At 63.7% G+C, this 11,503-nt stretch carries 16 protein-coding genes and 1 tRNA gene; 9 read left to right on the top strand and 8 right to left on the bottom strand.

The window, feature by feature from the left end:
* The first annotated feature begins 178 nt into the window (after positions 1–178).
* The 5 genes from ACEQXE_RS01320 to ACEQXE_RS01300 all read left to right on the top strand — a co-directional run bounded on the left by ACEQXE_RS01320 (position 179) and on the right by ACEQXE_RS01300 (position 5,652).
* On the top strand, positions 179–331 hold the full coding sequence (locus ACEQXE_RS01320; RefSeq protein WP_370177083.1) for a hypothetical protein: 153 nt from the start codon (positions 179–181) through the stop codon (positions 329–331).
* A complete protein-coding gene (locus tag ACEQXE_RS01315) occupies positions 331–2,187 on the top strand; it encodes a hypothetical protein (protein WP_370177082.1) in 1,857 nt (618 codons plus the stop codon). Before ACEQXE_RS01320 ends, ACEQXE_RS01315 begins: the two co-directional genes overlap by 1 nt.
* A 16-nt stretch (positions 2,188–2,203) precedes the next feature.
* Positions 2,204–3,118, top strand: coding sequence for a tyrosine recombinase (locus ACEQXE_RS01310; RefSeq protein ID WP_370177081.1), 915 nt, complete (start codon positions 2,204–2,206; stop codon positions 3,116–3,118).
* Positions 3,112–4,056, top strand: a complete 945-nt coding sequence (locus tag ACEQXE_RS01305; RefSeq protein ID WP_370177080.1) for an acetyl-CoA carboxylase carboxyltransferase subunit alpha — start codon at positions 3,112–3,114, stop codon at positions 4,054–4,056. The genes ACEQXE_RS01310 and ACEQXE_RS01305 overlap by 7 nt, the downstream gene beginning before the upstream one ends.
* A 117-nt stretch (positions 4,057–4,173) precedes the next feature.
* Entirely contained in the window at positions 4,174–5,652 is a 1,479-nt protein-coding gene (locus tag ACEQXE_RS01300) for a M48 family metalloprotease (protein WP_370177079.1), read from the top strand.
* An 85-nt stretch (positions 5,653–5,737) separates the two neighbouring features.
* On the opposite strand, the gene ACEQXE_RS01295 is transcribed toward ACEQXE_RS01300, so the two are convergent.
* Positions 5,738–5,902 (bottom strand): Flp family type IVb pilin, encoded by a 165-nt coding sequence (locus ACEQXE_RS01295; RefSeq protein ID WP_370177078.1) that lies wholly within the window; start codon positions 5,900–5,902, stop codon positions 5,738–5,740.
* A 110-nt stretch (positions 5,903–6,012) separates the two neighbouring features.
* Positions 6,013–6,195 carry a Flp family type IVb pilin gene (locus ACEQXE_RS01290; protein ID WP_370177077.1) on the bottom strand — a complete coding sequence of 61 codons (183 nt, stop codon included), beginning with the start codon at positions 6,193–6,195 and terminating at the stop codon, positions 6,013–6,015.
* Positions 6,196–6,378: 183 nt separating this feature from the next.
* On the opposite strand from ACEQXE_RS01290, the gene ACEQXE_RS01285 reads away from it, so the two are divergent.
* The gene (locus ACEQXE_RS01285; protein ID WP_370177086.1) at positions 6,379–6,606 is read left to right on the top strand and encodes an NUDIX domain-containing protein; all 228 of its coding nucleotides are present in this window, start codon (positions 6,379–6,381) and stop codon (positions 6,604–6,606) included.
* Positions 6,607–6,827: 221 nt separating this feature from the next.
* Positions 6,828–6,904, top strand: a tRNA-Arg gene (locus ACEQXE_RS01280).
* A gap of 300 nt (positions 6,905–7,204) precedes the next feature.
* Here the strand turns inward: ACEQXE_RS01280 and ACEQXE_RS01275 are convergent.
* From ACEQXE_RS01275 to ACEQXE_RS01250, 6 genes are all read right to left on the bottom strand, one after another.
* A complete protein-coding gene (locus ACEQXE_RS01275; RefSeq protein WP_370177076.1) occupies positions 7,205–7,993 on the bottom strand; it encodes an NUDIX domain-containing protein in 789 nt (262 codons plus the stop codon).
* A gap of 214 nt (positions 7,994–8,207) precedes the next feature.
* Positions 8,208–8,537 (bottom strand): Grx4 family monothiol glutaredoxin, encoded by a 330-nt coding sequence (gene grxD / locus ACEQXE_RS01270; RefSeq protein WP_370177075.1) that lies wholly within the window; start codon positions 8,535–8,537, stop codon positions 8,208–8,210.
* 34 nt (positions 8,538–8,571) lie between these two features.
* Positions 8,572–8,805 (bottom strand): BolA/IbaG family iron-sulfur metabolism protein, encoded by a 234-nt coding sequence (locus ACEQXE_RS01265; protein ID WP_370177074.1) that lies wholly within the window; start codon positions 8,803–8,805, stop codon positions 8,572–8,574.
* A 4-nt stretch (positions 8,806–8,809) separates the two neighbouring features.
* Complete coding sequence (locus ACEQXE_RS01260; RefSeq protein WP_370177073.1) at positions 8,810–9,133, bottom strand: DUF1476 domain-containing protein; 324 nt, start codon at positions 9,131–9,133, stop codon at positions 8,810–8,812.
* Between the two features lie 76 nt (positions 9,134–9,209).
* Positions 9,210–10,211: an NADPH:quinone oxidoreductase family protein gene (locus ACEQXE_RS01255; protein WP_370177072.1), complete on the bottom strand. Its 1,002-nt coding sequence runs from the start codon at positions 10,209–10,211 to the stop codon at positions 9,210–9,212.
* 40 nt (positions 10,212–10,251) lie between these two features.
* Positions 10,252–10,431 (bottom strand): hypothetical protein, encoded by a 180-nt coding sequence (locus ACEQXE_RS01250; RefSeq protein ID WP_370177071.1) that lies wholly within the window; start codon positions 10,429–10,431, stop codon positions 10,252–10,254.
* Between the two features lie 122 nt (positions 10,432–10,553).
* Here ACEQXE_RS01250 and ACEQXE_RS01245 point away from each other — a divergent pair, with 122 nt between their 5' ends.
* Complete coding sequence (locus tag ACEQXE_RS01245; RefSeq protein ID WP_370177070.1) at positions 10,554–10,955, top strand: acyl-CoA thioesterase; 402 nt, start codon at positions 10,554–10,556, stop codon at positions 10,953–10,955.
* Between the two features lie 15 nt (positions 10,956–10,970).
* Positions 10,971–11,489 (top strand): sterol desaturase family protein, encoded by a 519-nt coding sequence (locus tag ACEQXE_RS01240; RefSeq protein ID WP_370177069.1) that lies wholly within the window; start codon positions 10,971–10,973, stop codon positions 11,487–11,489.
* The last annotated feature ends 14 nt before the right edge of the window (positions 11,490–11,503 follow it).

The following is an 11,503-nucleotide window of genomic DNA, read 5'->3' as shown; positions in this document are numbered from 1 at the left end:
AAGCTTTCGTCCCACGGTGGATTTGCCCGCGCCCATCAGGCCGACGAGCGCAATTGGCCGGTCGAGCCGGGCTGCAAGCGCGCCGATGCGGGCCATCGCGGCAGGTGTATGCGCGGTCTCCATTGCTCGGCGGCGTAGAGATGGGCTAGGGCTAAGGCAACAAAGGGGAGCGAGACGCGTGCAGATAGAAATTTCCAAACCTGTGCGGCAATATGCTGCGATCGGCGCTGCAATCGTACTTCTCGTGCTCGGATGGGCATGGTGGGACGGTGGCGAGGAGCCGCTGCGTCCGATAGAACAGAAAGTCGACCTGGCCGAGGCTGAACAGTGATGATGTCCTGGAAAAGCGCGCTGCTGGCGGGCGCGGGTATGGCGCTGGTGTCTGCGCCGCTCGCATTGGCTGCCACCACGACGCCTGCTCCGCCGACCGTGCCCGCACCGGCGCCTGCCCCCGCCCCCGCCCCCGCACCGGCGCCTGCCCCAGCGCCCGCATCTGCCCCCGCTCCGGCACCGGCAGAAACGTCTGCGACGCCATCGGAGGAAGGCGAGGAGGGCGAGAAAGATTCGTCCGAGGGCCAGACGGCCAGCACCGGACGCCTGCCGACGCTCGAAGAGCTGGAGGCGCTCGACCCCGAACAGCTCGACGAATTGTTCGGGCTCAAGCCCAAATACGATATTCCGCGCGCGCAGCGACGCGCGACCACGCGGGTCGGCATTCTGGCCGAAGACGAAGGCGGCCTGCCCGCCGTATCTCTGGCCAAGCAGCCGGAATCGCTTGTCCGTGCGGCTCTGGTGGGAACACAGGGGCGTCTTGTCTCGCGCTGGGGGCACATTGCGCTGCGCCGCGCGCTTGCCAGCAGGCTCGCACCGCCTGCGGGAATGAGCGGCGCCGAATTTGCAGGGCTGCGCGCACAGCTGCTCAACCGCATGGGCGAGTTCAGCGGTGCGCGGGCGATTGCGCAGGATGTCGACGTCGATGCGTGGAACTCCCGCCTCGCGAATGCGGCAGTCGACGCTTATATCGCGACCGGCGATATCGTCGGTGCATGTCCGCTCGCGGTGCTGCGGGGCGGCTATCGCAACGATCCCGAATGGGAGATGCTGCGGCTCATCTGCAGCGCCTATGGCGGCGAAACGGCGCGCGCGCGCAACGAATTCCTGCAGATGCGCGACCGGAGTGATCGCGGCGATCTGGAGGATGTCGATATCCTGCTCGCGCAGCGTTTTGCCGGCGCGGCGGGGCTGGGCAACAACACCGTCAATGTCGAATGGGACGATGTCGATGCGTTGACGCCGTGGCGCTATGGCCTCGCGGCTGCACTCGGTGCCGACATTCCCGATCGCCTGCTCGACGATGCCGGGCCGTATTACCAGCGCGTTTCCGCGTCGATGCCATCGCTGCCGCTTGCACTCAGGATCGAAGGTGCCAGACGCGCGGCGCGCGAAGGCATCTTTTCGGCAGCGGCCCTGATCGATCTCTATTCGCAGGGATACGCGGCAAGCGGGAACGAGGGTGCAATCGGTTCCGATGCTGCGCTGCTGCGCACGGCCTATGTCGATTCCGATCCGTCAGCACGGCTGGCTGCGATCAAGACCTTGTGGGGCGAAGGTGGTGCAATTCCCTATGATCGGCACGTTCTGACCGCCTATGCTGCCGCTCGCATTCCTGCGAACGACCGATATTCTGGCGACGCTGCCCCGCTGATTGCCTCCATGCTCACCGCCGGGCTGGACCGCGATGCTGCACGCTGGCGGACCATCGTGGACGAAGGCGACGCGGGCTGGGGAATGCTGGCGGTAGGCCTACCGGATGCGCAGGGGAGTGTTCCAAGCGCCGCAATCGATGCCTTCAGCGATGGCGATGCCAGCGCGGGCAAGATGCGGACGCGCTTCCTCGTGGCCGGGCTTGCCGGTCTCGGCCGCATTTCTAGCGGTACGCGCAGTTCGTGGGATCGGCAGCTCGATCTCGAACTCAACCGCGAAACCCGGTGGAGCACGCTGATTTCGCGCGCCGGCGAGTTCGAGAATGCGGCACTCGTTACGCTGCTGATGGGGCTGGGTATGCAGGGCGACGACTGGAGCCGGATGACCCCGCGGCATCTCTATCACATCGTCTCCGCCCTGCGGCAGAGCGGGATGGAAGCCGAAGCCCGGATGATCGCGGCGGAGGCAATCGCGCGTACCTAGGGCCCGGGAGTTTCCATTGGCCACCGACGCGATAGAAGACTTTCTCGCCGCACTGGCGGTCGATCGCGGCGCCGCGGCGAACACGCTGGCCGCGTATCGGCGCGATCTGGAGGGCGCGACCGCCATTATCGGTCCGCTTGAAGATGCTCCGCGCGAAGCACTGGCGCGGCTTGGCAAGGCGTGGGCCGATCTCGCCCCGGCGACAGTTTCGCGAAAAGCGTCCGCATTGCGCCAGTTCTACGGCTTTCTCGAAGACGAGGGGCTGCGGAAGGACAATCCCTCTGCCGCCCTGCCGAGCCCGGCCCCGCGGCGCAGCCTGCCTAAAATCCTCGATCACAGCGAAATCGAGAAGCTTTTCGCGCAGGCCGAGAAGGAAGCGGAAAACGGAGACCATGCTGCCGTCAGGCTGCTCGTGATGCTGGAGCTGCTTTACGGATCGGGCCTTCGGGCAACCGAGCTGGTCGCGCTCCCCCTCGCTTCAGTGCCGCGCGACGCACCGTTTCTTACGATCACCGGCAAGGGCGGCAAGGAACGGCTGGTGCCGATGGGCAGCCGGGCAAAAACGGCACTCTCTCGCTGGCTGGCATTGCGGCCCGAGGGATCGGCCTGGCTATTCCCTTCGCGCGCCAGCCACCTGACCCGCATCAGGCTTTACCAGCTTATCAAGGCCTTGGCCGGACGGGCCGGTATTCCACCTGCAAAGATCAGCCCGCATGTGCTGCGCCATGCCTTTGCCACGCATCTGCTGGAAGGAGGGGCGGATTTGCGTGCCTTGCAGACGCTGCTGGGCCATGCAGACATCGCCACCACGCAGATTTACACCCATGTCGAAGCCGCGCGACTGGTGGCGCTTGTCAACGAAAGACACCCGCTGGCTGCGCGAGGCGACTTGCGTAAGCGCCACGGTCCCGATAGCAGCCGCCAATGCTGACTTTTCTCGACTTCGAGAAGCCCGTTGCGCAGTTGCAGGCCCAGATTGCCGAACTGCGCACTGCCAACGCGGGCGAACAAATCGATATGGGCGACGAGCTTGCCAAGCTCGAAGCCAAGAGCGCTGACCTGCTCAAGGGCATCTATGCGTCGCTGTCTCCATGGCAGAAAACGCAGGTCGCGCGGCATCCGCAACGCCCGCATTTCCGCGACTATGTGGAGCATGCCTTCACCGATTTCCTGCCGCTGGGCGGGGATCGCTATTTTGGCGATGACGATGCGATCCTGGGTGGCTTTGCAACGCTGCGCGGGCGCCAGGTGATGCTGATCGGGCACGAGAAGGGCCACGACACGCAGACCCGCCTCAAGCACAATTTCGGGATGGGCAAGCCGGAAGGGTATCGCAAGGCGATCCGCCTGATGGATCTTGCCGGCCGTTTTGGCCTGCCGGTGGTGACACTGGTAGATACCTCGGGCGCTTTCCCGGGGATCGAGGCGGAGGAACGCGGCCAGGCCGAAGCGATTGCGCGCGCCATCGAAGCGTGCCTCGACCTGCCGGTGCCGATGGTTGCGACCATCGTGGGCGAGGGCGGCTCTGGCGGCGCGGTCGCGCTGGCCAGTGCGGAACGCGTTCTGATGTTTGAACACGCCATTTATTCCGTGATTTCGCCCGAGGGTTGCGCGTCGATCCTGTGGCGCACGGCGGAAAAGGCGGCCGATGCGGCCGAAGCGATGAAAGTCACCGCGCAGGATCTGAAGGAACTGGGTGTGATCGATCGCATCGTGCCGGAACCGGTTGGCGGGGCGCATCGCGATCCGCAATCGGCGATCCGTTACCTGGCCGATACGATCGACGACGAGCTCGGCAAGCTGGCGGGGCAGGATATCGTGCAGCTGCAGAAGACCCGGACAGACCGTTACCTCGCCATAGGCGCCTGATACCCAACATATCCCCATTCGGGAACTTCGGGCGCACACCACCTGTTGTTGGCTCATAGCGCGAGAGGCGAAGCGTATTCGCCGCTGCGCGCCACAGCATCAGGGGAGAATGGCCAAATGAGCCTTCGTAGAAATCTCGCGTTCGCATCGCCCATCGCACTTGCGTTGGCATTGGCCAGCTGCGGACCCGTGGGCGGAGGCCCGATCCCCAGCGCCAATACGCCGATCACACAGAGCGAAGCACAGCAGGGGCGCGAATATCACGCGCAGATCCTGCAGGAATTCGGCGGCGCGATGCAGGGCAGCACCGCCAATTATGTGCGCGGCGTGGGCCAGAATATCGCCGTGCAATCGGGTCTCGCCAATACCGAGAGCGCGTTCACGGTCTCGCTGCTCAACAGCTCGGTCAACAATGCCTTCGCGACCACTGGCGGCTACGTTTACACGACGCGCCAGCTGGTCACGCTGATGAACAACGAAGCGGAACTCGCCGCTGTGCTGGGCCATGAGGTCGGCCATGTAGCTGCACGCCATGCGCAGCGTCGCCAGCAGGCGCAGCAGCAGAACACCCTATTGGGCGCGGCAGGCGCAATCCTTTCGGGCATCCTGCTTGGCGACAGCCAGCTGGGCTCCACCCTGGGACGTGCGGCGCTGCAAGGCTCGCAACTGCTCACGCTCAGCTTCTCGCGCAGCCAGGAGGAAGAGGCCGACGTGCTCGGCATCAACTATCTTGAGAGCGCTGGCTATAGCCCAATGGCGATGAGCACGGTGCTGGCCAGCCTCGCGCGCCAGGCTGCGCTCGACGCGCAGCTGCAGGGGCGCGACAATGCCAGCCTGCCCGAATGGGCATCGACCCACCCCGACCCGGCGGGCCGCGTGCGCGACACTGCTGCCCGCGCGCAGGGGCGCACCGGGAATATCCTCAACCGCGAGGTGTTCCTGCGCAACATCGACGGGCTGACCTATGGTGACGACCCTGCGCAGGGCGTGATCGAAGGCCGCCAGTTCATCCACCCCGACTTGCGCTTCGCATTCACCGCGCCGCAGGGCTTCTACCTCGTGAACGGCACCAGCCAGGTGACCATCAACGGCCAGTCGGGCCAGGCAGAGCTGCGGGTGGCGCAATCCAGCGGTAGCCTGACGCAATTCGTCAGCTCCGCGTTCCAGCAACTTTCCGGGCAAGGGCAGGCGATCAGCCCGCAAATCCAGACGACCACGGTCAACGGGCTGCCCGCAGCCTACGGGATTGCGCGCGCGAACTCGGGCAACAGCCAGGTCGATGTGGTCGTGTTCGCCTATGATTTCGGTGGCGGGCAGACCTACTATTACCAGGCGATTGCGCCTGCCGGCCGCTCCAGCGTGTTCACGCCGATGTTCGACTCGTTCCGCCGGATCAGCACGACAGAGGCGGCACAAGTCGTCCCGCGGGTGCTGGACGTGGTGACGGTGGGTTCGGGCGATACGGTCGCCTCGCTCTCGCGCAGGATGGCCTACAGCGACGCGCAGGAGGCGCGGTTCCGTGTCCTCAACGCGCTCGATGCCAATGAAGGCTTGCGTGCAGGCCAGCAGGTGAAAATCGTCGTGCGCGGGCGCTGAGTCCCTTCCTCACGCAAAACGCACAAACGAAAACGGCGGGGATCGCTCCCCGCCGTTCCTGTAATCGAATTCGTTTCGAGTGAGCTTAGTTGCTCATCTCGGTTTCGACTTCGGTGAAGGTGTTGCTCAGCTGGTTGCCGAGGCTGCCCATCGCGGTGATCGCGGCGACAGCGATAAGAGCGGCAATAAGGCCATATTCGATGGCGGTCGCGCCCTGTTCGTCGTTCAGCAGTTCGTTGAAGAATTTCATCGTCGGTCTCCTGTTATCGTCTTCGTTACCCGGCTCTTTCCACGTCCCCTCGGAAATGAGCTCCTGCCGGTCTAAGCCCCAAGGGTTGAAAAATTCCTAAGTAGGATGGCCTAGGATCGATCGATCGCCTCCTGAGAGGTTTCGGTCACGGTATCCCACGTGTTGATGACCTGGTTGGAGAAGGTGCCAACCGCCCCGACCATGGCGAGGAAGATCAGCGCCAGGATCAGCCCGTATTCGACAGCAGTCGCGCCGGATTGATCGCGGCCGAGCCGCTTCAAGAACCGTGTCATCTCAAGCCCCCGTCAACTTGCGAGGTGCGCAATCCGATTGCACACTGCACCCCCGATACCGGTGCCTTCTGGACGAACAGGGTTAAACAGCCGTAAAATCGAGCGCTTAACGTGGAAAATATTCCGACATACCTGCCCGTTGTGGCTGCCGCGATCGGCCCGGACGGGGCGGGGCGATGGCTGATGCACCGTCGCCCTGTGGGCAAGGCGCATGCCGGATTGTGGGAGTTTCCCGGAGGCAAGATCGATCCGGGCGAGAGCCCGCAGGTGGCGCTCAGGCGCGAGATTGCGGAAGAATGCGGGCTGGCGCTCTCTCTCTCGAGGCAATGCGGGAAGTGGGCTTTGCGGCAGACGAGCCGGGCAGCCAGGCCGACGCGCAAGCCGGGTCACGACCGATCCTGCTGCTGTTGATCGCCTGCGCCGGCTGGGAAGGGGAAGCGCGTTCGCTGGAGGGAGGCGAGTGGCGCTGGTGCACTCCAGCGGAGATTGCGCAACTGCCCAAACCGCCGCTCGACGCGCAGCTCACGGCGCAGTTTTTCGATTAGACCCGGGATCGTACAAAGCAATTCCCGGATTTCGCGACAAAACCATTGCCAAGGCGCGGAGCCCTGCCTATGTGCCACGCCTCACGCGCGCCCGTAGCTCAGCTGGATAGAGCACCAGACTACGAATCTGGGGGTCAGAGGTTCGAATCCTTTCGGGCGCGCCATCAAACAGCCCGCCTTCGCTTTAGCGAGGGCGGGCTGTTTGGTTTCGGGCCTATGGGAGGTTCGAACTTCGGAGTCGAAGCGCCGTTAGGCGCGCAGACGGGGCGAGCGAAGCGCGGCCCTATCCTTTCGGGCGCGCCATTCCTCCACTCAAAAGTCCCTCGCTTCGCTCAGTGTACTTTTGAGTGAAAGTCTGGAGCCGACCATCCTTGGGGCGGTCCTACGGACGGTCGGCGCATATCTGATTGGATTGATCCTTCCGGGAGCGCATTACCCTCTCACGGGAGGGCCTCTCGCTCCGCTCAGCCGCGTTTGACGGCGTCCAACGGCACAGAGGTGACCGGATAGCCGCAATCGGGCGGGATACACAGGCTGCGTCCCTCGGGACGATCCTCGATAAAGGGCACGATAGTCGGCAGCGGGGTTTCCTCCGCGTGGGTGCGTGCGGCATCGAAGCTGTCGAACTGTGCCAGCCTTTCAAGATTGCGCAGGGTCGGGAAGATCAGGTCGATTTCCCCACGCTGCGCCGCTTCGATGGCACCTGAGGCGCTGGTCCAGAACAGGCGGGTGTTCTCGCCAGCATCAACCGCGATGTCGACCGCGCCGGTGCCCAGATCGGCGAGATAGAAGCGGGTATCGAATACGCGGCTCAGCTTCTCGTTCTTGGGGAACCAGCGAGCGAAGGGGATGAGATCGTGGAGGGCGATACGCCAGCCGAATCGTTCGAGAACCGGCGCAAGCGCTTCCTCTTGCAGCAGCATTGCACGCGCTTCGGCAGCGCTGGCCGCGTCGATATGGCCGCGCAGGCCCAGTGCGAGCCCGGTTTCCTCGAGAGTTTCGCGGATAGCAGCGATTCGATGCGCCATTTCGTCAGGGTTGGGCCAGTCGAGGCGGGCCGCCAGTTCGCGATCGCTCGGGTCGACCCGCCCGCCCGGAAACACGGCCATGCCGCCCGCGAAGGCGAGCGAGCGGCTGCGCACTTGCATCAGGATTTGCGGTGGGCCTCCAGAAGGGGCGCGACGAAAGATCACCACCGTGGCGGCCGGGATACCGTCTTGCCGGGATGTATGCTCGTCGGATCGCTCAGCCATGCCAAGCGCCTAGCCTGCTGTCGGGAAATCTTACAGTGGCGAAGTTGGCGGGAGTAGCGTTAACCAAGGCACATGCCACTTTTCCGGCAATCGGAGAAACTGGCACGCGCGATGCATAGGAGTATGCATCCCTGATCTTCGTATCGAGGCGGGGCCGATAGTCTCCCGGCTCCGCCTCCCCGAAGTTTCCAGATTGCCGAATGGACAAGCCGCCTCAATCGGCGGTCTTCACACCCTTGTCGGTGAACATCTGCTGCAGTTCGCCCGCTTCGAACATCTCTGTCATGATGTCGCTGCCACCGACGAACTCGCCCTTCACGTAGAGCTGCGGAATCGTCGGCCAGTCCGAAAACGCCTTGATGCCCTGGCGGATTTCCATGTCCTGCAGCACATCGACGCTTTCATAAGTCACGCCGCAATGGTCGAGAATGTGCACCGCGCGGCTGGAAAAACCGCATTGTGGGAACAGGGGCGTGCCCTTCATGAAAAGGACGACCTCGTTCTCTCCCACGATGCCGGTGATGCGTTCTTTGGTGTCTGCCATTGGAAAAATCGCTTCTTGTATCAGCTCAAAACGGTCACTTGGGAGCCTGCGTGGTCAGTTGCAAGGCGTGGAGCACGCCCCCCATCTTCCCGTCGAGCGCTTCGTAGACCATCTTGTGCTGCTGCACGCGGCTCTTGCCCGCAAATTGGGGCGCGGTGACCTTGGCCGCCCAGTGATCGTTATCCCCGGCAAGATCGCGCATCTCGACCTCGGCGCCGGGCAGGGCCTCCACGATCATCGCTTCGATTTCGTCCGCTGCCATCGGCATGCGGTTACGCGCCTTCGATCAGCTGGCGTCGGGCCTCGATCTCGCATTCGGCCAGCTTGGCGCGCACGGTCGATTCGTCGACATCGCAGCTTGCCGCGGTGACGTCGCCCAGCACCTTGCGGATCACGTCTTCGTCGCCCGCTTCCTCGAAATCGGCCTGTACGACCGCTTTCTTGTAGCTGTCGGTTTCCTCGGCGGTCAGGTTCATGAGATCGGCCGCCCATTCGCCCAGCAGGCGATTGCGCCGCGCTGCGACCTTGAACGCGGTTTCCTCATCCAGTGCATACTTGGCTTCTTCGCCGCGCTGGCGGTCCTTGAAATCGGTCATGGTCGTAGCTGCCTTCTTGTTGGCTTATGTCTTGTCTTGAAGATAGGCGCGTGGCGCGCCCCGGGCAAGCGAGTGCCTACTTGCCCGTCACGACGACGAGCTTGCCGATCGCCTGCCGTTTCTCCAGCTTCTCGATCGCCTTGTGCGCATCGTCGAGGCTGAAGGTTTCGCTAACCTGCGGCTTGATCTTGCCATCCTGCCACAGCTGGAACAGCTCGGCGATGTTCGCCGCGTTGCGCTGCGGTTCGCGCGCGGCAAAGGCGCCCCAGAACACGCCGCGCACGTCGCAGCTTTTAAGCAAGGTGAGGTTGAGCGGAAGCTTCGCGATACCGGCGGGGAAGCCGATCACCAGGAAGCGGCCTTCCCACGCAATCGACCGCAGCGCAGGCTCGGAATAGTCGCCGCCCACGATGTCGACCACGATATCGGCGCCATTGAGGCCTACCGCATCCTTGAATGCGCCTGCGAGCGCTTTGGAAGCATCCTTGTCGAACGGGGCGCGGGGATAGACCACGGTTTCGTCCGCGCCCGCATCCTTTGCGACCTTGGCCTTTTCCTCGCTGGAGACCGCCGCGACCACTTTCGCACCATAAGCCTTGGCCAGCTCGATCGAAGCAAGGCCGACGCCGCCCGCCGCACCCAGCACCAGCACGGTATCGCCCGCCTTGATGTCGCCGCGATCCTTCAGCGCGTGGATCATGGTGCCGTAGGTCATCAGCAGGGCCGATGCATCGACCAGTTCCACGCCTTCGGGCACCTTGAACAGGCGTTCAGCCCCGATCACGGCCTGTTCGCGCAGGCCGCCGCTGCCGATGCCCGACAGCACGCGGTCGCCGACCTTCCAGCCATCGACGCCATCGCCAACCGCGGCAATCGTGCCCGAGATTTCTCCACCGGGCGAATAGGGACGCTCCGGCTTGAACTGGTACAGATCCCGGATCATCAGCGTGTCGGGGAAATTGATCGCGCAGGCTGCGATATCGACCAGTACCTCGCCCTTGCCGGGGGTCGGCGCGTCAATCTGTTCGACCACGAGCGTTTCGGGCCCGCCCACTTCCTTGGTCAGCACGGCTTTCATGGGGCGTTCTCCCTTGTCATTTTTCGGATTGGATAATGAGTTAGTCGGTCTGCGGGTCTTCACCCGATGGGATCGGCGGCAACTGTCTGGGCCCCTTGCCCTCATTGGCCGCGTTGCGGCGTTTGCTGGCGTACAGGAGCGCGCCAGCGATGGCGGCGGATCCGATGGCGGCACCGGCGGCGATGGCCGCGCCGGAAAGGCTCTTGGAATTCTTGCTCATGCCTGTCCTAGTGCATGGCGCGCGGAATCGTTGCAAGATGCCTCCCGCTCCGAGAAGAAAAATACGAGAAATGCATGCATTCGGTCATGGAAGTGAAAGACCTTATGCGTTAACTTACACGCATGTCAGCAAAGCCATTCGCTCATCCAATCCGCATCAAGCCCGCCGATATTGATTTCATGGGCCATGTGAACAATGCCCGGTACCTGGGCTGGGTGCAGGATGCCGTGCTGGCGCATTGGCGGAAATTTGCCCCGGCGGATGCTGTGGCAGAGCGCGCGTGGGTCGCGCTCAAGCACGAGATTACGTACCGCAAGCCCGCCTTCCTCGAAGACGATATCGTCGCGCGGACGGTACTCGAAAGCACCAGGGGCGCACGGGCGTTCTATCACACGGTGATCGAGCGTGGGGGCGAAGTGCTGGCGGAAGTGAAGTCCAGCTGGTGCTGCATCGATGCACAAAGCCTGCGGCCTGCGCGCATCGGCGAAGAGATCGCGAAGCACTTTTTCCCGCCCCACGAATAGCCTATATCCCGCGCCATGCAGGTGCTCCTACCCATCCTGATCGTGCTCGCGACCATTGCCGCGATGGAGTGGGTCGCGTGGGCGAGCCATAAGTACATTATGCATGGCTTTGGCTGGGGCTGGCACCGCGACCACCACGAACCGCACGACAAGCTGTTTGAGAAGAACGATCTTTACGGCGTGGTCGGCGCGGCGATGAGCATTTCGATGTTCGCTCTCGGCAGCCCGCTGGTGATGGGCACAAACGCCTGGTGGCCCGCAACGTGGGTCGGGCTCGGCATCCTTGGTTACGGGATCATCTACACGCTGGTGCACGACGGGCTCGTCCACCAGCGCTACTTCCGATACGTGCCCAAGCGCGGCTACGCCAAGCGGCTGGTGCAGGCGCACAAGCTGCACCATGCGACCATCGGGAAAGAGGGCGGGGTGAGCTTTGGCTTCGTACTCCCGCAGGACCCCGCGAAGCTGAAAGCGGAACTGAAACGCCAGCGGGAGGCGGGCGAGGCCGTGGTGCGCGAGAGCGCGGGGGCTTGACCTCATGTCACCCA

The organism is Alteriqipengyuania sp. (assembly GCF_964222115.1).
In the GTDB taxonomy this organism is placed as follows: domain Bacteria; phylum Pseudomonadota; class Alphaproteobacteria; order Sphingomonadales; family Sphingomonadaceae; genus Alteriqipengyuania.
The sequence above is the reverse complement of the archived record's forward strand: the minus strand, read 5'-3'. Positions and strand labels throughout refer to the sequence as shown.

Excerpts from the sequence above, each read along its gene's own strand:
- grxD (WP_370177075.1), bottom strand. The coding sequence starts at position 8,537 with ATGGCAGACACCAAAGAACGCATCACCGGCATCGTGGGAGAGAACGAG.
- ACEQXE_RS01245 (WP_370177070.1), top strand. The coding sequence starts at position 10,554 with ATGTCAGCAAAGCCATTCGCTCATCCAATCCGCATCAAGCCCGCCGAT.
- ACEQXE_RS01300 (WP_370177079.1), top strand. The coding sequence starts at position 4,174 with ATGAGCCTTCGTAGAAATCTCGCGTTCGCATCGCCCATCGCACTTGCG.
- ACEQXE_RS01275 (WP_370177076.1), bottom strand. The coding sequence starts at position 7,993 with ATGGCTGAGCGATCCGACGAGCATACATCCCGGCAAGACGGTATCCCG.
- ACEQXE_RS01250 (WP_370177071.1), bottom strand. The coding sequence starts at position 10,431 with ATGAGCAAGAATTCCAAGAGCCTTTCCGGCGCGGCCATCGCCGCCGGT.
- ACEQXE_RS01305 (WP_370177080.1), top strand. The coding sequence starts at position 3,112 with ATGCTGACTTTTCTCGACTTCGAGAAGCCCGTTGCGCAGTTGCAGGCC.
- ACEQXE_RS01255 (WP_370177072.1), bottom strand. The coding sequence starts at position 10,211 with ATGAAAGCCGTGCTGACCAAGGAAGTGGGCGGGCCCGAAACGCTCGTG.
- ACEQXE_RS01295 (WP_370177078.1), bottom strand. The coding sequence starts at position 5,902 with ATGAAATTCTTCAACGAACTGCTGAACGACGAACAGGGCGCGACCGCC.
- ACEQXE_RS01240 (WP_370177069.1), top strand. The coding sequence starts at position 10,971 with ATGCAGGTGCTCCTACCCATCCTGATCGTGCTCGCGACCATTGCCGCG.
- ACEQXE_RS01315 (WP_370177082.1), top strand. The coding sequence starts at position 331 with ATGATGTCCTGGAAAAGCGCGCTGCTGGCGGGCGCGGGTATGGCGCTG.
- ACEQXE_RS01260 (WP_370177073.1), bottom strand. The coding sequence starts at position 9,133 with ATGACCGATTTCAAGGACCGCCAGCGCGGCGAAGAAGCCAAGTATGCA.
- ACEQXE_RS01285 (WP_370177086.1), top strand. The coding sequence starts at position 6,379 with ATGCACCGTCGCCCTGTGGGCAAGGCGCATGCCGGATTGTGGGAGTTT.
- ACEQXE_RS01265 (WP_370177074.1), bottom strand. The coding sequence starts at position 8,805 with ATGCCGATGGCAGCGGACGAAATCGAAGCGATGATCGTGGAGGCCCTG.
- ACEQXE_RS01290 (WP_370177077.1), bottom strand. The coding sequence starts at position 6,195 with ATGACACGGTTCTTGAAGCGGCTCGGCCGCGATCAATCCGGCGCGACT.